The organism is Lactococcus ileimucosae (genome assembly GCF_943193185.1).
Lineage (GTDB): Bacteria > Bacillota > Bacilli > Lactobacillales > Streptococcaceae > Lactococcus > Lactococcus ileimucosae.
Genome location: NZ_CALPDE010000002.1, coordinates 94,622 through 114,191, shown reverse-complemented (window position 1 = coordinate 114,191; position 19,570 = coordinate 94,622). Strand labels below are relative to the sequence as shown.

The 19,570-nt window shown below is 38.8% G+C and carries 21 protein-coding genes; 6 read left to right on the top strand and 15 right to left on the bottom strand.

Going from position 1 to position 19,570, the window contains the following annotated elements; translation table 11 throughout:
* Positions 1-114: 114 nt before the first annotated feature.
* From NFR51_RS01560 to NFR51_RS01550, 3 genes are all read right to left on the bottom strand, one after another.
* Positions 115-1,746 carry a hypothetical protein gene (locus NFR51_RS01560; RefSeq protein ID WP_251712013.1) on the bottom strand — a complete coding sequence of 544 codons (1,632 nt, stop codon included), beginning with the start codon at positions 1,744-1,746 and terminating at the stop codon, positions 115-117.
* Between the two features lie 151 nt (positions 1,747-1,897).
* The gene (locus NFR51_RS01555) at positions 1,898-2,044 is read right to left on the bottom strand and encodes an adenine methyltransferase (protein WP_251712012.1); all 147 of its coding nucleotides are present in this window, start codon (positions 2,042-2,044) and stop codon (positions 1,898-1,900) included.
* 114 nt (positions 2,045-2,158) lie between these two features.
* Complete coding sequence (locus NFR51_RS01550) at positions 2,159-2,338, bottom strand: DUF3272 family protein (RefSeq protein ID WP_202229892.1); 180 nt, start codon at positions 2,336-2,338, stop codon at positions 2,159-2,161.
* A gap of 102 nt (positions 2,339-2,440) precedes the next feature.
* On the opposite strand from NFR51_RS01550, the gene NFR51_RS01545 reads away from it, so the two are divergent.
* A complete protein-coding gene (locus tag NFR51_RS01545; RefSeq protein WP_251712011.1) occupies positions 2,441-2,896 on the top strand; it encodes a GtrA family protein in 456 nt (151 codons plus the stop codon).
* A 209-nt stretch (positions 2,897-3,105) separates the two neighbouring features.
* Here the strand turns inward: NFR51_RS01545 and NFR51_RS01540 are convergent, their stop codons facing one another.
* Positions 3,106-4,008: a YihY/virulence factor BrkB family protein gene (locus NFR51_RS01540; RefSeq protein ID WP_251712010.1), complete on the bottom strand. Its 903-nt coding sequence runs from the start codon at positions 4,006-4,008 to the stop codon at positions 3,106-3,108.
* A 35-nt stretch (positions 4,009-4,043) separates the two neighbouring features.
* Entirely contained in the window at positions 4,044-4,901 is an 858-nt protein-coding gene (locus tag NFR51_RS01535) for a methionyl aminopeptidase (protein ID WP_251423960.1), read from the bottom strand.
* A 158-nt stretch (positions 4,902-5,059) separates the two neighbouring features.
* Here NFR51_RS01535 and NFR51_RS01530 point away from each other — a divergent pair, with 158 nt between their 5' ends.
* Positions 5,060-5,503, top strand: a complete 444-nt coding sequence (locus tag NFR51_RS01530; protein ID WP_251423963.1) for a flavodoxin — start codon at positions 5,060-5,062, stop codon at positions 5,501-5,503.
* A 40-nt stretch (positions 5,504-5,543) separates the two neighbouring features.
* On the opposite strand, the gene NFR51_RS01525 is transcribed toward NFR51_RS01530, so the two are convergent.
* Positions 5,544-6,272, bottom strand: a complete 729-nt coding sequence (locus NFR51_RS01525) for a TrmH family RNA methyltransferase (protein WP_251712009.1) — start codon at positions 6,270-6,272, stop codon at positions 5,544-5,546.
* A gap of 95 nt (positions 6,273-6,367) precedes the next feature.
* Between NFR51_RS01525 and NFR51_RS01520 the strand changes: the two genes are divergently transcribed.
* Positions 6,368-6,643 carry an acylphosphatase gene (locus NFR51_RS01520; RefSeq protein ID WP_251712008.1) on the top strand — a complete coding sequence of 92 codons (276 nt, stop codon included), beginning with the start codon at positions 6,368-6,370 and terminating at the stop codon, positions 6,641-6,643.
* A 382-nt stretch (positions 6,644-7,025) separates the two neighbouring features.
* On the opposite strand, the gene NFR51_RS01515 is transcribed toward NFR51_RS01520, so the two are convergent.
* The 7 genes from NFR51_RS01515 to NFR51_RS01485 form a co-directional block, all read right to left on the bottom strand.
* On the bottom strand, positions 7,026-7,637 hold the full coding sequence (locus tag NFR51_RS01515) for a lysozyme family protein (RefSeq protein WP_251712007.1): 612 nt from the start codon (positions 7,635-7,637) through the stop codon (positions 7,026-7,028).
* A gap of 169 nt (positions 7,638-7,806) precedes the next feature.
* Positions 7,807-9,048: a serine hydroxymethyltransferase gene (gene glyA / locus NFR51_RS01510; protein ID WP_251712006.1), complete on the bottom strand. Its 1,242-nt coding sequence runs from the start codon at positions 9,046-9,048 to the stop codon at positions 7,807-7,809.
* Positions 9,049-9,158: 110 nt separating this feature from the next.
* The gene (locus NFR51_RS01505; protein WP_251712005.1) at positions 9,159-9,761 is read right to left on the bottom strand and encodes an L-threonylcarbamoyladenylate synthase; all 603 of its coding nucleotides are present in this window, start codon (positions 9,759-9,761) and stop codon (positions 9,159-9,161) included.
* 455 nt (positions 9,762-10,216) lie between these two features.
* Entirely contained in the window at positions 10,217-11,029 is an 813-nt protein-coding gene (prmC, locus tag NFR51_RS01500; RefSeq protein ID WP_251712004.1) for a peptide chain release factor N(5)-glutamine methyltransferase, read from the bottom strand.
* A gap of 274 nt (positions 11,030-11,303) precedes the next feature.
* Entirely contained in the window at positions 11,304-12,377 is a 1,074-nt protein-coding gene (prfA, locus tag NFR51_RS01495) for a peptide chain release factor 1 (RefSeq protein ID WP_251712003.1), read from the bottom strand.
* 34 nt (positions 12,378-12,411) lie between these two features.
* Positions 12,412-13,005, bottom strand: coding sequence for a thymidine kinase (locus NFR51_RS01490; RefSeq protein WP_251712002.1), 594 nt, complete (start codon positions 13,003-13,005; stop codon positions 12,412-12,414).
* 425 nt (positions 13,006-13,430) lie between these two features.
* Positions 13,431-14,420: a helix-turn-helix transcriptional regulator gene (locus NFR51_RS01485; RefSeq protein ID WP_251712001.1), complete on the bottom strand. Its 990-nt coding sequence runs from the start codon at positions 14,418-14,420 to the stop codon at positions 13,431-13,433.
* A gap of 105 nt (positions 14,421-14,525) precedes the next feature.
* Between NFR51_RS01485 and NFR51_RS01480 the strand changes: the two genes are divergently transcribed.
* Both NFR51_RS01480 and NFR51_RS01475 read left to right on the top strand, forming a co-directional pair.
* Positions 14,526-15,005: a hypothetical protein gene (locus NFR51_RS01480; RefSeq protein WP_251712000.1), complete on the top strand. Its 480-nt coding sequence runs from the start codon at positions 14,526-14,528 to the stop codon at positions 15,003-15,005.
* Between the two features lie 58 nt (positions 15,006-15,063).
* Positions 15,064-15,540 carry an effector binding domain-containing protein gene (locus tag NFR51_RS01475; RefSeq protein ID WP_251711999.1) on the top strand — a complete coding sequence of 159 codons (477 nt, stop codon included), beginning with the start codon at positions 15,064-15,066 and terminating at the stop codon, positions 15,538-15,540.
* Between the two features lie 108 nt (positions 15,541-15,648).
* Here the strand turns inward: NFR51_RS01475 and NFR51_RS01470 are convergent, their stop codons facing one another.
* Complete coding sequence (locus tag NFR51_RS01470; protein WP_439108850.1) at positions 15,649-15,768, bottom strand: transposase; 120 nt, start codon at positions 15,766-15,768, stop codon at positions 15,649-15,651.
* A 73-nt stretch (positions 15,769-15,841) separates the two neighbouring features.
* Between NFR51_RS01470 and NFR51_RS11055 the strand changes: the two genes are divergently transcribed.
* Positions 15,842-16,213 carry a hypothetical protein gene (locus NFR51_RS11055; RefSeq protein ID WP_251711998.1) on the top strand — a complete coding sequence of 124 codons (372 nt, stop codon included), beginning with the start codon at positions 15,842-15,844 and terminating at the stop codon, positions 16,211-16,213.
* 542 nt (positions 16,214-16,755) lie between these two features.
* Here NFR51_RS11055 and NFR51_RS01460 read toward each other — a convergent pair.
* Positions 16,756-19,548, bottom strand: a complete 2,793-nt coding sequence (locus NFR51_RS01460) for an AAA domain-containing protein (protein ID WP_251711997.1) — start codon at positions 19,546-19,548, stop codon at positions 16,756-16,758.
* Positions 19,549-19,570 lie beyond the last annotated feature (22 nt).

Here is a 19,570-nt window from a genome sequence, read left to right as displayed (position 1 = left end):
TATATCAGAATTATTCTTCCCACTCTAGAATATTCAGTTCATCCCCAAGTTAAAAGCTATAAAAAAACAAGTTTTCCTTGGATTCCTTGTTTATATTTTATTAATTTAGAATTTTTAGTTTGTTGATTGGTGGATGATGAGGGCGGGACGAACGCCGCCAGTGTGGAGGCGGGCAGAAGTTAGATGATTACCTACTAGCATGCCAGCAGCATTTACATGCCAGGAATACAAACCAGTAGCAGGAGTTCGTAACATCCACCATCCTAATGCAATTCTTCCACGCTGCGCATAGTTTGGAAAAGCGAGTCCTTCCCCAGATAAACGTGAAACATCCGCAAGGGAAAGGGCAAAAGCACGAGGTGTCCCACCCGAAACCACTTGAGTTATATCTGCTGCTACATCTCCTGTTAGGTTATTTGGAACAAACCGTCCGCTATCAAATGAAACAACTTGATCGGACACATTACCTGTAGTAAAATTATTAGCTATAGGTTGAACCATGGCTACAACATCTTCATGAAGATCACCATACCAAGTCGTGAGTACTTCATCTTGCTCATTCCAAGTTACACTACGAATTGCATCATTACGAATAATCAAGTGATTACCCCCACCCATATCTTCAAGATAACGGTATTGCTCCCCTTCCATAGTAAAGATACGGCCAGGGTTCATGGTAGAAAAGTTAAAGGCATCGACAGGCGAGTCTACATTAGCTCCTGGGTTTTGTCCGCTGTCCTCTACAGCATTATTCCGTATGCCTTGAAGCAAACGCCCCAAATTACCATCATGTTCCTCTTCTGGTTCATTCTCAAAGCTGCGGTCAGGCGTAATCAACTGGCTATCCACATGGATAGCATAATAATAAGAACCACGAATATCATGTGCTGCCTCTGTCATCACCGTTGCATCAAGCAGGTAAGAACTGGTTTCTCCCTCCTGCAGTTGGCTGGCCCAGTAAGCCCAGCCTGTCTCATGGTCGATTACCCAGAAGTCACCGATTTTATGCTCATTAGGTAAGGCTGCCCATTGCTGGAGTGTCAATGGGGCACGGTCTTGCGGCAAGTTTTGTGCTGTTGTACGTTCAACGCCATCAAGGGCTCCGGGCCAGACTGTACTTGTTGGACCTTGACCATTTGTATAGCTCTCTCCTTCTTGCCAGTAGGCATCCTCACCTGTACCCGGATGAGTGGCTCCATCTGTACTGCCGTCTGTAGCGCCACTTCCAGCGATATAGTCCCGCGCATGACCTGCTGCGGCTGTCATCAAGTCGTTCTCCACATGGTTAAAGGTTGGCAAGTACCAAGGCGCATGTTCTCCTTGACGGGTCCAACCAAATGTCAAGTTACTGTATTGGTTAAAGACAGCAGAGTCCCCCACACGAGTAGTGAGCGTGTTTCCTTCTGGAATGTAGGTGGTCCAAGTTTCAATTGCATCCCGCTCAGTATTAGGCACTACAGGAGTGAACTCTGTTTCTCCTCTTCCTCGAATTTCCATAAACTCAGACAGACGAATCCGTGCCATGATAGATTCCTCCCCATAGTTTTCGACAAAGACGTCCTTGTTTTCCGTATCTCGGTTGTAGTAATCGTGAACGCGGCCGCCTACTTCGCCCAGATTATCTCTTAAACGGTCGTTAATGGCGCGTTGGTTGAAGGCGGTAAAGGCGAATGTCCCTGCAATCAGCAGAAGGAGTGTGAACAGAACCAGGGCAATCCCCAGTTTTTTCTTGTTTTTTACGTGCATTTTATTTTTCCTCTTTTTTAGTTTTTTCGGTTAGAAGTGATGTTGAACAGGAGTACTTTCAGGCACAGGACCAGCAGTACACGGCAAAAAACGCCCCAGTCATCCGGGACGTTTTGGTGCATGCGAAAAAGAACGGTAATCTACCGCGTGTTTATGTGCTGTGCTGTGCTGTGCTGTGCTGTGCTGTGCTGTGCTGTGCTGTGCTGTGCTGTGCTGTGCTGTGCTGTGCTGTCTGATTATAGAGCATGGCTTTTTCCTCGTCAAGAATATCGTGCACATTAAGTAACACAATATACATATTATATAATGTTATTGTAATCTTTTTCTTATCAATTTCAAAATGATATCTTTACGAAAATAAAAAGAGAGGCAAACCTCTCCTCTTGATAAAAAAAACAATGGACAAATTCCATCATTTGATATTACTGAGCTTTACAAATTTATCCACCTTGTAGGCCACATAAATCCTGCGCCCTAGAAGAAAACTTGCAATAAAGAACCAAAACCATTGAGCAGCAAAAAAGGAGATGGAGAAAATCCATGCTTCAATAATTGTCCCAAGTATAAAAGAGTAAAATCGTGATTTTAACATAGTCTTATTATAACACAGCTTGCTAAAGAAAGGGGAATTAACGCTAGAGCTTTCTCAATAGCTCCTAGCAAAAAAAGAAGAATTTTGTTAAAATAGGGTGCTATGGAAAAACTCAAAAACTTCGTAAAAACCGAGGCTTTTACCTATCTGGTCTTTGGTGTCTTGACAACTCTGGTTTACTATGTCTTTATGCAGGCAAGTTTCTATTTGCTTAACCAACCTGGAATAAATGCTGGTGCAATTTCCGAGGCTATCGGTCAGATTGTCAGCATCATTTTTGCTTTTTTTACAAATAAAATCTGGGTTTTTAAGCATAAATCAAATCATATTTTTCTTGATTTTCTTAATTTTGCTGCCGGACGTCTGTTCTTCATGCTTCTGGCTATCTTTCTTAAATGGTGGTTTATCGATACACATCCAGAAATCTTGATGGACCTCCTGCACCTTAAAAAACCAGTTGTGGTTCTTGTGCTTTCACTTGCAATTCAAATTCTTAATATCATTTTGAATTACTTTTACTCTAAATTCATTGTTTTTCGAAAAAAATCCAAAGTATAGAAAAACTTCCTGTTAAAGCGATATACTGCACCCCTAAAGGTTAGACAAAATCTAACATTAGAGGTGTTTTTTTATAAAATTAAGTTAGGACTCTCTTTTATTACTACAGCAATAAACATATTGAAGCTAAACTAAAAGGACTTAGCCCTGCACAGTCCAGAGCCAAATCCTTTTCTTAAATTATTTGTCCAGCTTTTGGACAGTATATTTTATTTTCTAATGTCTCTGATAAACGCCACAATCTCTCCTCGCCGAGTTTCAATCTGTCCAAAAGATTTTTTTTGATAAGTTGCATTTAGAGCAGTCCCAACAATCAAAACCTTTGCTATAAATATAAACCAAATCATCAGACCAAAAATGAGCACAGAACCGACCAGCTTAAAGTCACTCATCTGACTTAAAGCACGACCCAGATAAGCTCCGAAAAAGTGAGGCAGGGCCACTAAGACCAGAGTAGAAAAAATCGTCCCTGGCATAATATACTTTAGTTTATGTATCTTTACATTAGGTAAAACAAAATAGAGTAAAATCAAAGATACAAATACAATAACAACCACAACAGGCAAGGTCGCTGTTTGCAAGGTACGATAAAGTCTATCGTCAAAGGCAAACAAATGCTCATGTATGTAGGCTAGCACCAACTGTCCAAATGTCGAAATTAAGATCGTCAAAGAGAGCAAAGTCATAAGTCCTAAACCCACAACCATCCCAGTGATTCGGCTGAGGATGAAGTCACGGTGTTGCGAGACTTCATAAGCTTTATTCATGGCCATCTGCAAGGTAGCTAATGCTCTTGAAAAAGTCCAAAAGCCGGCTAAAACAGAGACAGAAAGTAAACCTGTGTTAGGATTCTCCAAAATATTCCGAATAAATCCCGCACTCATTTCATAGATTTGTTCGGGAATCTGCTCACGCAGAACATTCAATATCAAATCTACATCAAGATTTAAGAAGGGAAGGAGATTGGCAAAAATCAAAAGTAAAGGAAAAATAGATAGAAGCAAGTAATAAGCCACAGCGATACTTGATAAAGACAGCTCTGAACTTTTGTAAAAGCTCATAAAATCTTTTAAGGGTTGCCAGGACAAAACCCGCTTAAAAAAAGCTTTCATACACTATTTCTCCTTTCTCTTTATTTTCACAATGCTCAGTAAGTACCTTCTTCTCCTTGACTTGTCAGAATAACTGGACCATCTTTGGTAATGACAAACTGATGTTCAAACTGGCAGGATAAGCCACCATCCAAAGTCTTATGCATCCAGCCTGTTTCCATATCTGTATCGATCTTCCATGTTCCTGTATTAATCATCGGTTCAATAGTCAAGACCATCCCTTCACGTAAGCGTAAACCACGTCCTGCTTTACCATAGTGAGGTACTAAAGGATCTTCATGGAATGTTGGTCCCATCCCGTGACCGACAAGATCACGGACAACACCATACCCACGACTTTCAGCATGCTCTTGAATCGCCGCACCGATATCACCGATACGGTTACCTACAACAGCTTGCTCAATACCAAGATAGAGGCATTCGCGGGTTACATCCATAAGCTTTTTGACTTCTTCTGAAGGTGTACCTACTGCGTAAGCCCAACAACTATCGGCGATAGCTCCGCTAAAACCTACTGTGTATTTTTTCATCTCGGCAACATTATCAAAGTCCAACTTTGAAACATCTACGGAACCATCTTCAACCATACCCAACACCATATCCACCTTAATAAGGTCACCTTCTTTTAATTTCAGATGACGGGGAAAGCTGTGTGCAACTTCATCATTAAGAGAACAGCATGTCGCATATGGATAGTCCATGATTGAGCCATCAACACCAATCTGTAATGGCAGGGTATTTGTTTCCTTGCAAACCTTGCGTACATATTCTTCGATTTCCCACATGTCAATACCGGGCTTTATCAAATCACGTAAACCAATATGGATACTGGCGAGCAAAGAACCCGCACGATCCATTTGATCTATTTCACGTTGAGATTTTAATGTAATCACTCTTTTTACCTTCTCCTAAATATTTCTCTAATCACAATGATACTCCTATTCTATCATAAAAATACTGGGGTAGAAAGTCTGAAAAAATGCACGGAAGCTGATTTTTCTTGAATTTCTTGATATAATCTTGTTATATAAATTTCACAAGGGAGCAGAAAATGGCTTTAGCAAAAGTAGTTTATGCAAGTATGACTGGTAATACACAGGAAATTGCTGAAATTGTTACTGATAAATTGGAGGAGTTGGGTCTTGATGTAGACTTGGACGAATGTACCTCCGTGGATGCCGATGAGTTTGAAGATGCTGATCTTTGTATCGTTGCAACTTATACTTATGGTGATGGTGAACTACCGGATGAAATCGTAGATTTCTATGAAGACTTAAAAGAGGTTGATCTTTCGGGAAAAGTTTTTGGCGTTTGTGGTTCAGGCGATACCTTTTATGATGATTTCTGTATCTGTGTAGATATGTTTGAAGAACAATTTGCGCTCACAGGAGCTGAAAAGGGGGCTGAATCTGTCAAGGTTGATTTGAATGCTGAGGATGAGGACATTATTAATCTTGAAGCTTTTGCTGAAACATTGGCAGCTAAGGTGCAATGATAATATAAAAACTTGCGGTTTATCGCAAGCTTTTTTGTTTTCATAAACTGAACATCAAAATCCCTGCAGCAACAGCAACATTCAGAGATTCTGCTTGGCCAAACATTTCAATGTGTATCAGTTTATCTGCAGCACTTACTGCTGTTGAAGTTACTCCTGCTCCCTCATTTCCCATAACTAAAGCAAAATTTTTTTCTACTGACAGTTCTTTGTAATTCACAGAATCTTTTGATAAACTCGTCACATAAAGAGGAATATTGGCCGCCTGTAAAGCTGTAAAATCTTTTATATGCCAGATGGGGATGTGGAAGTTGCTTCCTTGCATACTTCGCATCACTTTTGGTGCATAAACATCAGCTGTATCCCCCAAACAAAGGACTGCTGAAAATCCTGCTGCATCTGCGGTGCGAATCATCGTGCCTACATTCCCAGGATCTTGAACGTTTTCTAAAATCAGAAACTTTCCTTGGTCAAGCTGAATATGCTCCTTTGTACGCACAACTTCAGCGACCACGCCTTGAGGGGTTCCAGTATCCGACAAGCTCTTCAAGACTTCCGAGCTGACAACAACAACCTTATCCAAATGTTCAACTTCTTTATGCTTATCTTCTTCCACAAAAATTTGTAAAATCTCAGCTCCAGAATTTACAGCCTCTTCAAGCAGATGAAAGCCTTCTATGAGATAAGAATTTTTACGGTATTTTTTCTTTGTGAGTAGCCTGCGTGCTGCCTTAATTTTTTTATTGTCTTTTGCTCTTATAATTTCCATTTGTTATAATTATATCATACTATTTATCACTGCACCTAAGGGCACTTATGTGCCTTATGCAATAAATTTTAGTTTCCTACAGGGGAGGAAGAACGATGTACAAAGTTAAAATAATCGCTCACGGACAGGTACAAGGTGTTGGCTTTCGTTATGGAACTGTTCTTATTGCACGACAACTGGGACTTAAGGGACGTGTTTGGAACAATGCAGACGGTACTGTAGGACTGTTTGCTCAGGCGGATAATCAAGAAACGTTAAAAATCTTTGAAGAAAAACTTCGTCAGGGCCCGACTCCCTTTGCTTCTGTTATTAAACTTGATGTCTTTTCTGCAGATTTCGATGATTTTGAAAATTTTGATATAAAATATTAAGTTTTTGTATGCGCCATGGTGGTAGATGAAAATCTACTGCCATTTTGTTTTAGTTTTAGTTTTAAATTTAAATAAAAAATCATAAAAATTCGTTAAATCTCCAGTCTACAGACACTTGGGTTAAATTTTCATACAGCTTGCCCTACTTTACGTATTTTTGTTTCGCCAGATTTTTTATAATTTAGGAAAAAAATATGGAATACACATCTGCACTGCTATCTAAAGAAATCAACTACTGATGAAAAAAATGAACCCCTAAACCAGAGATGAAAAATATAACTTTCTCCTGTCTGATTTATAACGTTCATTTTAGGCGTTGAATGTTTTTTGTTTATAGACTTTATCTTTTGAACAGGTCAGCTTCCTTGCTCTGTCCTACTTTCTACCAATTGAAAAGATCGAGCAACATTAAATGCCATTTGACCTCGTTTGCATAATACATATTTCCACCATTAACGTAGAGTTTTCCTCCACTGTTCATCAGTGAATCCACTGTCACATGATAATAAGTTTCACCTGTTGTATTTCCTAAACTCGGGGCCACAACGGTACGCGAATACTTTTCTGCTAATTCTAGATTGTTTTTTCCGCCATTTTTAGCCACATAGTCTATATAGGATTGACCGAAATTATAAGCCTGCACACCTGCCCAGATGTCTACTTTTTTGTCTTCGGCATACTCTAAAACCTTACAAAGATTTGCTACACCTTGCTGTATGCTCTCATCTTCAGTTGAAATACTATTTCGATTTCCATTTAAGCTTTCGCTTGACTGCATAACATCCGCTGCATTCCCTTTTGTCTCTGTATAAATAATGGCCAACGCCAACCTCGTATCACCTTCTAGTCCTTGCGCTTTAAGTGTTGCATCAACCGCCTTTTCATACTTCATCACATTTTTTACATTTGTATAAGTTCTATGCGCATAAAAAACTGCTCCAACTACTACTACAAGTAGTGTGAGCTTGATAAAGAGCTTCAAAATTTTCAACATTTGTCTATTACCTAATCATTCTTTCTGATGGCCGTACTTCAACTTCAGTTTGTACTTCTGCCATCTTGCCATGTTAAAAACTTCTCTAGCATGTCCACCTCTTTACTTATCACTGTTCATATTATTCTTTATCCGGTGGAAGTCTTGTTAAAAAAGTTGTACCTATATTCTAGACCAAAGGAAAGGTCTTTGTCAAATTTAATGCAAATTGACGTACCTCTTGGAGTGTTGTTTCGTCATCTTTGTTTGCCAATGCTTTAACGATCATTTGGGCAATCTTACGACTTTCGTCTTCTTTCATTCCTCGACTCGTAATTGCTGCTGCTCCGATACGTACACCACTTGTTTCAAAAGGGCTGAGTTTTTCGCCCGGAACCGAATTTTTGTTAAGCGTAATGTTGACTGTATCTAAGAGGTTTTGCGCTTCTTTGCCATTAATTCCTAGCTCTGTTACCTTCACTAAGAAGAGATGATTATCTGTTCCATCTGAAACAACGTGTAAACCTGCTCGTCTGAACTCATCAGCCATAGCCGATGTATTTTTCAACACTTGTCCAATATAATCCGTAAATTCCGGTGCTAAGGCTTCTTTAAAAGCAACTGCTTTAGCCGCTATCACATGCTCCAATGGTCCACCTTGTAAACCTGGAAAAATTGCGCTGTTAATTTTTTTAGCTAAATCTGCATCATTTGTGAGAATCAGACCACCACGTGGTCCCCGCAGGGTCTTGTGTGTTGTCGAAGTCACAACATCGGCATAAGGGAGCGGACTTGGATGATGTCCAGTAGCCACAAGCCCCGCGATGTGTGCCATATCTACCATCAATTTAGCACCAACTTTGTCTGCGATTTCGCGGAATTTTGAAAAATCTATAATACGTGAGTAAGCCGATGCTCCAGCGATAATAAGCGCTGGACGATATTTTTCAGCTTGTGCTGCGATTTCTTCAAAGTCCAGTAATTCTGTTTCTGGATTAAGTCCATAAGAAACGAAGTTATACATTTTACCAGAAAAGTTAACTTGTGAACCGTGAGTCAAGTGTCCTCCAGCATTTAAGTCCATTCCTAGCACAGTATCGCCTGGTTCTATGAGTGCCATATAAGCTGCTGCATTAGCTTGGGAGCCTGAGTGTGGCTGTACGTTTGCAAACTCAGCATGGAAAAGCGCTTTGGCACGTTCAATAGCCAAGTTTTCCACCACATCCACGGCTTCTGTTCCACCATAATAACGCTTTTCAGGATAACCTTCTGCGTATTTATTGGTTAAGACAGAGCCCTGCGCTGCACGTACTGCTGGGGATACGATATTCTCAGAAGCAATTAATTCAATTGTCTCCTGTTGACGTGTTTCTTCTGCATGAATAGCAGTCCAAAGTTCTGGATCAAGTGCCTCAAAATTATATATTTCCATATGTGTCTCCTTTGCCATATGCATTGCTCTCTCTGATTTTGTTAACCAAGGAGCAACTTTTGTACATCTTCCATTATATCTAAAGCAAAAGACTGAACCAAATGATTTGTTTAAACAATTTCAGATAATTCTGGAACTGCCTCAAGGAGTTCTTTCGCTGTAATGGCTCCTTGTCGTAAAATTTGGGGTTTATCTGCAGAAAGATCTAAAATAGTTGTATCTAGACCATAAACACTGTCATCTTGAATAGAAACTGCTGCCTTATCCAAGATATCTGTCGTTAACTCATTATAAAATCGTGGACTGGGTGCGCCTGTTAGGTTTGCGGAAGGTCCAACTAGGACTCCTAAAGCTTTAATCACTTCTTGTGTTGCTTGGATAGAAGGCATTCGGAACCCTACAGTGGTCTTACCCACATGAATCCACTCAGGTACTTCCGAACTTGCCTCTAAAATAAGCGTCAGCGGTCCCGGAAGAAAAGCTTTCACTAGCTTTTCTAGATATGGAGGCTGATGGATGGAGTATTTCAAAATCTCATTATAGTCTGCTACATTCATGTTTAGTGCCTTGTCAATGGGGCGGCCTTTTACGGCATACAATCTTTGTACAGCTGCTTCATTCGTTGCATCAGCAAATAGACCATAAACTGTCTCAGTAGGTAATACAGCTAGCTCTCCTGCTTTTAAAACTTCTATTGCTTTTTGAACTGTCATTTTATAATTTCCTCTCATGTAGCATTTGTCTTTAAGTAACACTTCTTTATCATAAATGGGAGAGACCTAATAGTCAACAAAATCGTTTTTTATTTTATATAAAAATACGGAACTACATGCTTCAGAGAGGAAAGAGCTCTTAAAAACGCCCTGTTTCAGCTCCTCCTCTCTTCTGTACAGTTTGACCAGCAGCTAAATTTTCTATGTCTAAGTTGACACTCACAAGGATAACTTACGACTGCTTACACAGCTTCCCCTACTCTAAATAAAGCAAGGTACGCCTTGACCAGCACATAGAAAATTCGTGAGAAGAAGTCAAGCTCGCTTGTATTCTTTCCGCCCAAAAAATTTTGAAAAAACTCGCCAACCACGCTGTGAAAATGGGGAGTATTCATCAAAAAAGGCACCTGTATTTGTCACGAAGATAATCTGCTTTGCCTTAGCTTGACTTGCACCTACTGCACGCTTACTATGCGGTCTTTTCCAAAAATATCTTGGTGAATGTTAACCGTTTTCCCCGGGAACTTGTCTTCAAAAAGTGCTTTCACTTTCTCCCCCTGTTTGTAGCCAATTTCCAAATATATTTTCCCTCCAGGTTTCAAGTGGTTTTGAGCCCTTTCCGCTATTTTTTCATAAATTGCTAAACCTTGATGTTCTGCAAAAAGAGCGCCGTCTGGCTCGAATCGAATAACAGATTGGTCCATCTCATAAGTCTCATCAAAAGCTATATAGGGTGGATTAGAAACAATGATATCGTACTTCTCTTGTATATTTTCAAAAACATCCGAGTGAATAAACTTTAACACAAGGTTGTGTTTTGAGGCATTTTCACGTGCTACTTCAAGAGCGGCTTTTGAAATATCCACTGCCGTAATTTGCCACTGCATCCTCTGCTGCGCTAAAGCCAAAGCAATAGCTCCTGAACCTGTCCCAATATCTAAAACAGCACGTACGCTTGCATCATTATCTGACAAAATCATCTGAACAAGTTCTTCTGTTTCTGGGCGAGGAATCAATACACGTTCATCCACAATCAATTTTAAGTCGCAAAACTCTGCCCAGCCGACAATATATTGTGGCGGTTCATCATTTTCTAAGCGCTGGGCTATAGACTTTAGCTCTGTCCACTCTGTTTCTGAAATGATTTCTTTCTGCAAATTTAACCATTGCAATTTCGTTAATTCGTGCAAGTTTCTCCAAACAAATTCTAGAGCAAAAGGCTCTACTAGATTGCTAGAAAGTTGACGCACAGCTTCAATCCATAACATTTTTTCTTTCCTCCTCATTTTTAAAGTAGAGGAAAATAGGTCCCGATAAATACACACAGGATTGCCATATTACTTTTGACAAAAAGGACCGCTTTTTCATTGCGTGTCCTGTTTTTTTCATTGACAATATTTTCCAACCTACAAGTACCACTAACTTTTTATGCTTACTCTACTTGTCACCGCTTCTTAAGCTTCTCTTTTATCAGTTAAGCTTAAAATCTGCAGGCTTTCCCAGAATGTCCTTCACTTTTTACTTCAAACTGAAACTTCTGCACTACTTGTTAAGCTCCGCCAATTTCTCTGTTTGATCATAAACCACAAGCGCATCAATGACTTCATCCATTTTTCCAGAAAGGATGGTGTCCAACTTTTGTAAAGTTAGGCCGATACGGTGATCGGTCACACGGTTTTGTGGGAAATTATAGGTCCGGATACGTTCTGAGCGGTCACCTGTTCCGACAGTGGACTTTCGCTCGGCATTTTGTTTATCCAACTCGATTTGTTGATAGTAGTCAAATACCTTCGTGTTGAGCAACTTGATGGCTTTATCACGGTTCTTTTGTTGCGTACGTTCTTCTTGCATTTCAACTTTGATGCCTGTAGGCAAGTGAACCATACGTACAGCTGTCGCAACTTTGTTGACATTTTGTCCACCGGCACCTGAGGCATGATAGATATCAACACGGAGATCTTTTGGCTCAATTTTCATCTCGAACTCTTCAACTTCAGGCATGACAAGGACTGTTGCTGTTGAAGTATGGACACGTCCTTGTGTTTCCGTTGTTGGCACGCGTTGCACGCGGTGAGCACCAGATTCATATTTAAGTTTACTATAGACAGACGTTCCTGAAACGAGAGCAGAGACTTCTTTATAGCCACCAATGCTGGTTACACTGGCTTCCATGATTTCAAATTTCCAACCTTGTGACTCTGCATAATGTTGGTACATGTTAAGCAAATCACCGGCAAAGAGTGCCGCCTCATCGCCACCTGCTGCACCACGAATTTCCAAGATAATATTTTTATCATCATTTGGATCTTTAGGGAGCAAGAGAATTTTTATTTTTTCTTCAAGTTCTTCTTTTGCTGATTTGGCTTCTGAGAGCTCTTCTTTGAGCATTTCTTTCATGTCCTCATCAAGCCCACCTTCACCGAGCATTTCTTCACTGTCGGAAATGGTTTCAAGAACCTTTTTGTATTCATTATAAGTGGCTACAGTATCACGCAGATTGGCTTCTTCACGTGAAAGTTCCATAAAGCGCTTTGTATCATTGACAACCTGTGGGTCACTGAGTAATTCGCCCAGCTCCTCATATCGTCCTACCATTGTTTCAAGTTGATCAAACATTTTATATTTTTCCTTACCTCTATTTTCAAAATTATTATTTTATCTGGGAACTGTTCATCTTTTTCAAAGGATGAAAGTAGTGTTTACGACACACTGGAATATAGCTCTCATTGCCCCCAATCTGTAGTTGCTCGCCTTCATATACAGGTTCGCCTTCAACCATGCGTAAAACCATCGTTGCTTTTTTACTGCAATACCAGCAAATCGTTTTTATTTCTTCGATTTTATCAGCCAGAAGCAATAAGTATTTTGAACCTTCAAAAAGTTCATTTCTGAAATCATTTTTTAAACCAAAAGCCATCACGGGAACATTTAAATCATCGACTACACGTGCCAAGTCATAAATGTTTTGTTTATTGAGAAACTGAGCTTCGTCAATCAGGACACAAAAAGGTCTTACAGGTAAATTTTCAATATAAGCATACACATCCATCTTATCATCGATAGCTACAGCATCACTGCTCATACCGATACGGCTAGCCACTACACCGACCCCTGCACGTGTATCTAAGCTAGAAGTCATAATCAAAACAGGTTTTCCCTGTTCTTCATAGTTATGGGCAACTTTCAGAATCTCAATACTTTTGCCTGAATTCATACTGCCATATTTGAAGTACAATTGAGCCATTTCTATCCCCTTAATTTCCCTATTTTTCCTAAATCTTCCCTGTCCGCACCACTAAAGGGCTAGCAAGGAGTTGCCTGAGGACTTTCATTTCCCAGAAATTCCCTAAATTTATCTTGTGTAGAGTGCAAACAGAATTCTCTCTATTTTACCATATTTATAAAATTTTTTGGCATGCTTTTGAATGCGAAGTGGGGAAATTCTGAAGCTTCCTATAAAGTTCTTACACTCCATTAAATAGGAGATGGATAAGGAGTTGCAAAGCTGTTTTGATGCTTCTGCTAATTCTGAACATGCATAAAAAAGCAGAATGTTCCAAGCTAGCAATTCTGTTTTTCCTGCTTGTCAAGCAAAATATTATTTTTTTCTCGTTATACTTGAGCAAGTTAATCTTCCCAAATATCACGTGCTTTAGAAATATGTCCCGCTTAATTTCCACTCCTATATCCCAACAGTGCCTTCAAGTTCTCCTGACGCCCTTTTAAGGCTACCTTTAAGGCCTGAGGCATACTTTCTATTTTTGCACCTAAACCTAGATAAAGAAGCCAGTCCGCATAGTATTCCACCTCTTCTTCATCACTTTCATTAATTTGCGTTTGGAAAAGTCCTGAAGATTGAAACATACCCGTAAATTGTAAAATTAAGCCTGGTGGATGAAAGGCTTTAAAGCGCTCTACAGCTCGTTTATTGAGTGTAACTTTGAGATTTCCGTGTACCCTTAACTGCTGGCGTTGCACCAGAATCTCCTTTTCACTTAAAGGCGGATTTCCTACCAAAGACCTGCTCTCTCTAAGCTGCTCAATTGGCAGATAACGAAAGGCAGTGGTATCAAGATCATAAAGGTCCAAAAGCCAAGTGCCTTGCATTTGAAAGACCTGCAAAATATAAGCGTTTAACTGTTCAGTCCTCCCTGTCACAGGTTCATAAGTCAAAGTCATATAACGGTCATTCAGAGCGAGATTAAGAAGTTGATTAAACTCAGGTGGTCCCGCATCATCCAACTCCAAAATATCAGGATGGGCAGGATTTGAACCTGTAAAAAGCAACAGTTGATTCAACATGATAAGGATATCCTGCTGAGTCTGTGGTGCTATAGCAATCAACTTTTCCATAATCGTTTTGCGACCGTGGAGATAGGGCAGTTGCTGATTTTTAGTAGCCATAAAGGCGATGAAAACAGCCTTAAGCTCATCGGATGTAAAACGTACAGTAGGTAAAAAATCATTTTGCATGACAAAATAACCTCCCCCACGACCACGTTCCGCAACTAGAGGCAAGCCCATAGCTTCAATGTCTTGCACATCTCGAATGGCTGTAGCACGGGAAATATCAAACTCTTTTTGTAGCTCTGCTATTGTGAATCGCGAGCGATTATTTATATAGCGCATGATTAAATTGATGCGTTCGGATTTTTTCATAATTTGATTATACTAAAAAGTATCAGTTTTTGATACATTTAGAAGCTATACTAGGCTTGTGCTTAATCCTAAGCGGCAAACAAACGAAAAAACAGGAGCATTTAAATGAACTACACAATCACGCATATCCCTGAGGACTACAAAATGACTGCTTTTGGTGTCACATTTGAAGATTTTAATGACTGGGCAGGCAACGCACAAAAAACTGCACAACTCAAACAAAGCATCATTGAAAATGGAGCGCTAGCTGAACTCGCTAAAAAATCAGACGGGCAAATTTACCAAATCAATTACGCAAATGAAGCAGGCGCACGCCGTGGCTTTGGTGTTATGGGCGCTTTCTCTGAAGTTGCGAATACCGATGTTTTCGAATTTTTAGCTGGTGATTATCTCGTTTTTGAGATGACTGGAGATGATAAAAACACCTTAGCAGATCAGTTAACTGGCTACGTCTTTGGTCAAGCCTTGAGTGAAATCACTGAATGGCAGTATATTGGTCCTGGTAATGCAACTGCAACCTCTGAAAATCCTGATGGCAGTTTCACTGCAACGATGACTTTGCGTGCTCAAAAAATTGAGGCATAAGTCAAAATTTATTATAATCAAAGAAGCTCTATGTTCTCCAAACACTGAAAGGAATTTTATGGATTATCAATTAGAAACAAAAGAAGCTTTTAGCCTTGCGGCTATTGGTTTCAGCCTTCAATCAGATTTATCTGACATGAATGCTGTTATCGCAGAGAAAACAGCTTTTTACAAAAAACTGGCACAAGATGGGACACTGGATGCGCTTAAGCAATCAGCTACAGACGATCTAGAATGGTCTGTCAATGAAGTCTACCAAAACAAGGCTTGGAACTACCGCGCCATTTCTACAAGCGAACCTTTAGAAATTGCTACACGCATGGTTGAATTTCCTGCAGGTTACTATATCACTGTATCTGGTACCTCTGAAAATGCTGAAGAACTATTTGATCAACTGACTTACAAAGCTTTTGGAGAAATACTTCCACATATCACAGACTATGCCTATGTGGGAGGTCCTAATGCCACTTGGCGCAAAGATAATGGAGACGGCACGTATTCAGGCCAATTTATCGTGCCTGTAGTCAAGCAATAATATAAGGCTCTGTCAACTCTGCGGTGGTAATCGCTAAAAAATGAGTTACAGCCGTGTGTAAAAAGTTGTCCTAGGACAGCTTTTTTAGTTGTCTTTAACAAGTATTTGTTAGAGTAAAATCCGTTTTCTGAGGTGGGCAAAACGCCCAAAGCCAAAGGCAATACCCTTGATGAGCTTACAGAGATTGTTCTTACCCTCGAGAGGGCCGTTGGAATAGGGCGAAACAATGCCTCATGAAATGGCCTGATTGTGTTGAAGCAGATAGCGACAATTCTTTTTAAAGTCCTCAGGCATACTTTCGATGGCTTCGAAAGGTCATCTGCTTGCTTGTTTTGAAAAGCGTCTAAAGCACTTTGATAGACCTCATAGGCCGCTTGAAGCTGAAGACTATAAGCCAAAAGATAGTCAATGCCCTCATCTTCTGTCCGACATTCCCACGAAAAAGGGGACATTGTTTCCGGTTCTGATAATTGACCTTACCATTCCATTTGAGAAGTTGTCGCCAGTATTTCTTGAGCTTACGATAGATTCTTCCCTTATCGCCTTTGAGATTCTTGAGTTTCTCCATTTCCTTAATCCGAAGCTGGTTAAAGGCCCGCGACAACTTTTGGATAACATGAAACCATCAATGACAAGGTTAGCGCTAGGAAAAAGCGTCAAGAGGGCAGGATAGGAGAGATTCGTGTTCATGACAGGTGTTAGTCCTAGACGCAACGAAATAAGGGAGGTGGGTAAATGTGGCCCACAGTCTGCGCAGTCGTACTTGGCCTTCTTCAATTCCAGAACTCTAAGTCTGTGTCCGCCGGGGGTCATAAGAACCTCAGAACTCCTGTAATCACGGACCTTGCGCTGATCTGAAATGCCCCCACAAGCAGGGCAAACCGTCTGCTTCGGTCGATAAGTAGCAGAAAAGATGTGTGCTTCATGTTCACCTATCAACTTTGTAAAACCTAGACGGAAATAGTTTTCTTACAGGAAAACTAGGTCTGAGACTTTGAAATCCAGCAAAAGTGTGATAGAATCTGAATGAGTCATAGGAATCCTTAACTAAAGTGTTTGTGTCGTAACTCCATTTTAGCGAATTTCTATGGCTTTTTTCCTACAAAAAATGGCAGCAGATTTTCATCTACCACCATTATACAGAACCACTAAATCCTTGCAATAATTCTTGTCCAACTTTTTGGGGGCAGTACAGTTGATAGAACTTGTTCGGATTTATTTTTTACTGTCCAAAATCAGGTTCTCTTCGAGAAGTTTTATCAGCTTCTCTTTTTCCTGACTTCCATCAGTTGGAAAACGTTGAAGTTTAATGCCACAAATTTCTAAAATATGATTTTTTAACTTATCTCGTTCAAATTGTGCTGTATTTTCTCTATGAAAAGTTACCCCGTCTACTTCTATTGCCAAAACAGGACTTTTATCCATTTTGTTTTCAATCAAAAAATCAATCTTTGTATTTAGATTTCCAGCATATTTTCTTTCTCTTGCATTTAATCCCAAAGTATCGAAATCTCTGATCAGCATTTTGAGCGGGTATTGAGGTACAACTCTAAATTTACTGAATCTGTCTTCTTTCAAAATTTCTTCAATAAGCACATACATTAAATTTTCACTATCAAATTTTGATTCTTGATGCTTTCCTTTTAAATATTTTTTTCTCTCTCTTCTATTTATTTCAAAAAGGTAGTCAAAAATTGAATAAATTTTACTTTCAGAAATATCAAAATTATTATATTTGATATAATTCATCAAATCTGAAATATTGTTATTTCGCTTATCCTCACCATTTCCGTTCACCACCAAAATAAACTTATGGATTGCTCGAGAAACTGCAACATTCAACCGATTAGGGCTCGCAGAAAATTTTGTAATCTGATTATCCACCGTTGAAAAAATTATTTTATCTTTCTCACGCCCCTGATATTTATCAACAGTATCCGCAGGATATTCTTCTTTTAATGCCTTTTGAAGTTCGTTTGCCTGTTTTCGGTAAGGTGTAATCACTCCCCACACTTCTGTTCCATCTGGATTATTTAAGAGAATATTTTCTACTTCATCAAGCTCCCTTTGATTTTTGTGTCCAATAGACCATCTCATATGATTTCCAGGTACTGTCGTAATCACCGACAATGGATTTTCTTCAAGACTATCATTTTTTGATAAGACAATTAATTCATCATTGTAAAATTTTTTATTACAAAATTCAATAATTTTTGGGTGACACCGATAATGTTCTCTCAACAAAGTTGAAGTTACATCAGGAAAAACTTCTTTAACCGACTGAAGTAAGCTATGATTAGAATACCTATAGGCTTCTGGTAAATTATAGTGACTAAATATTTGATCATATGCTACTTTATCATTATTTGTTACTACATTAGGAAGCTGTTTCAAGTCTCCAACAATCACAGCGTTTTTAGCACAAGATAATGCCAGTCCACCTGTTGCCAAATCCACTTGAGATGCTTCATCTAAAATAACATAGTCATACAAGGGACTATCAGAAAAAATTGTACTTAATGAAAAAGTGGTACTTAAAATCACAGGATACTCATATAAGACAGCTACGGAATTATTCTGCAAATTTCCATCTTTTTGGGAGCCGCTATCTGTAAATTTTTTCCTTGTCCTCCCGTTATAGATATCATAAAGGCTTGTCTTAAAATAATCCATAGACAAATCTTGATATTCTTTCAATTTATTCTCAAAGGAAAAATCTTCCAAAATATCTTTACATTGCCTTATTTGAACATCAACTTCTTCTAACAGTTCCTTATAAAAATTTTTTTGACATAAGAAAATAAATTCTTCCGATTCATGACTATAAATATCCTGATTTTTAATTCCTAATTTGAACCAATTAACAAGTTGTCTCCAAAAATTAAATTGTTTGTTTTGTTCAAGCAAATTTTCATATCTAATCCATAGTTCCATAAAATTTTGTGAAGATAATTTTTTACGGAGAACAATTTGGGCATCAGAATCAAATTGTTTCCCATAATCTTCTCTAAAATATTTATATTCAAGTCGAATTTCTTCATAGCTTTGTTCAAGTCTTGCTAATTGATTTCTTAAACTTAATTTACTTTGTAAATCAGCATATAGCTCATGGATTTTCGTCAATAATGTTTCTTTTTGTTGCTGATTTTTGTTCCAATCCGCTAAATCAGGAATTTCAGATTGATGATCGAGAAAATACTTTTTCCTACTCACTCCTTCTTCAACAGTTCCTCCAAGAAAAGCAGTCAAAAAGCTCAAACCATATTTTTGAAGTTTTTCAAATACATTAGAAGTTGCTGAGTTGTTACTGGAAGCTATCGCAACTTTTTTATTATGCATTACTGCATTTGCAATGATATTTAAAATAGTCTGTGTTTTCCCCGTACCAGGAGGTCCTTCTATGACACTAATTTTATTCTGAAAAGCTTTCTCTACTGCTTCCTTTTGGCTAAGATTAAATCCAAAAGGAAAAATTGGAACATCATCAATTGGCTCTGCATTTTGAGCAAGATTTCCTATCAAATAATCGACTAGAACACTTTGTTCGCTCACAAAACATTTGCTATAATTCTTACTGAGACGCTTTGTACCATCATTATGTTTTAAAGGATTAAGCTCGGCTAATTCTCTAAGGTAATCAAAATTTTTCTTCACTGAAGAATCATTTAATGCCGATTTTTCAATCTTTACCCGACTTTTTTCATAAACTCTAAAGTCTCCATTTCTATCAACAATGCGGATATGTTTCAAAAAAACCTGAGCAAATTGATAGTCTTTCTCGCTCCCATCAACCCATATTGTCGTTGTTTCATTCGATATTTTTTCAAAAATTTTAAAAAGCTTAACATTTTTAGCTGAATAATTATAAATTTTTTCTTTATTAACATATTTAATACTAGTTGAATTTCCCGACTTTTTCATTGATTCAACATCAGATTTAACTTCACCTTTTATTATAAATAATGTTTTTCTATAATTTATCGGGATTTCATCATAGTGATTTTTCATTTTTTTCCTGAAGCCTCCCCTC

What these genes read in the sequence shown, in the direction of transcription:
- prmC (WP_251712004.1), bottom strand. Translation starts at nt 11,029, where the DNA reads ATGTTATGGATTGAAGCTGTGCGTCAACTTTCTAGCAATCTAGTAGAG.
- NFR51_RS01540 (WP_251712010.1), bottom strand. Translation starts at nt 4,008, where the DNA reads ATGAAAGCTTTTTTTAAGCGGGTTTTGTCCTGGCAACCCTTAAAAGAT.
- NFR51_RS01490 (WP_251712002.1), bottom strand. Translation starts at nt 13,005, where the DNA reads ATGGCTCAATTGTACTTCAAATATGGCAGTATGAATTCAGGCAAAAGT.
- NFR51_RS01555 (WP_251712012.1), bottom strand. Translation starts at nt 2,044, where the DNA reads ATGTATATTGTGTTACTTAATGTGCACGATATTCTTGACGAGGAAAAA.
- NFR51_RS01515 (WP_251712007.1), bottom strand. Translation starts at nt 7,637, where the DNA reads ATGTTGAAAATTTTGAAGCTCTTTATCAAGCTCACACTACTTGTAGTA.
- NFR51_RS01550 (WP_202229892.1), bottom strand. Translation starts at nt 2,338, where the DNA reads ATGTTAAAATCACGATTTTACTCTTTTATACTTGGGACAATTATTGAA.
- prfA (WP_251712003.1), bottom strand. Translation starts at nt 12,377, where the DNA reads ATGTTTGATCAACTTGAAACAATGGTAGGACGATATGAGGAGCTGGGC.
- NFR51_RS01485 (WP_251712001.1), bottom strand. Translation starts at nt 14,420, where the DNA reads ATGAAAAAATCCGAACGCATCAATTTAATCATGCGCTATATAAATAAT.
- NFR51_RS01460 (WP_251711997.1), bottom strand. Translation starts at nt 19,548, where the DNA reads ATGAAAAATCACTATGATGAAATCCCGATAAATTATAGAAAAACATTA.
- NFR51_RS01505 (WP_251712005.1), bottom strand. Translation starts at nt 9,761, where the DNA reads ATGACAGTTCAAAAAGCAATAGAAGTTTTAAAAGCAGGAGAGCTAGCT.
- NFR51_RS01525 (WP_251712009.1), bottom strand. Translation starts at nt 6,272, where the DNA reads ATGGAAATTATAAGAGCAAAAGACAATAAAAAAATTAAGGCAGCACGC.
- NFR51_RS01560 (WP_251712013.1), bottom strand. Translation starts at nt 1,746, where the DNA reads ATGCACGTAAAAAACAAGAAAAAACTGGGGATTGCCCTGGTTCTGTTC.
- NFR51_RS11055 (WP_251711998.1), top strand. Translation starts at nt 15,842, where the DNA reads ATGGCTTCGAAAGGTCATCTGCTTGCTTGTTTTGAAAAGCGTCTAAAG.
- NFR51_RS01530 (WP_251423963.1), top strand. Translation starts at nt 5,060, where the DNA reads ATGGCTTTAGCAAAAGTAGTTTATGCAAGTATGACTGGTAATACACAG.
- NFR51_RS01475 (WP_251711999.1), top strand. Translation starts at nt 15,064, where the DNA reads ATGGATTATCAATTAGAAACAAAAGAAGCTTTTAGCCTTGCGGCTATT.
- NFR51_RS01520 (WP_251712008.1), top strand. Translation starts at nt 6,368, where the DNA reads ATGTACAAAGTTAAAATAATCGCTCACGGACAGGTACAAGGTGTTGGC.
- glyA (WP_251712006.1), bottom strand. Translation starts at nt 9,048, where the DNA reads ATGGAAATATATAATTTTGAGGCACTTGATCCAGAACTTTGGACTGCT.
- NFR51_RS01480 (WP_251712000.1), top strand. Translation starts at nt 14,526, where the DNA reads ATGAACTACACAATCACGCATATCCCTGAGGACTACAAAATGACTGCT.
- NFR51_RS01545 (WP_251712011.1), top strand. Translation starts at nt 2,441, where the DNA reads ATGGAAAAACTCAAAAACTTCGTAAAAACCGAGGCTTTTACCTATCTG.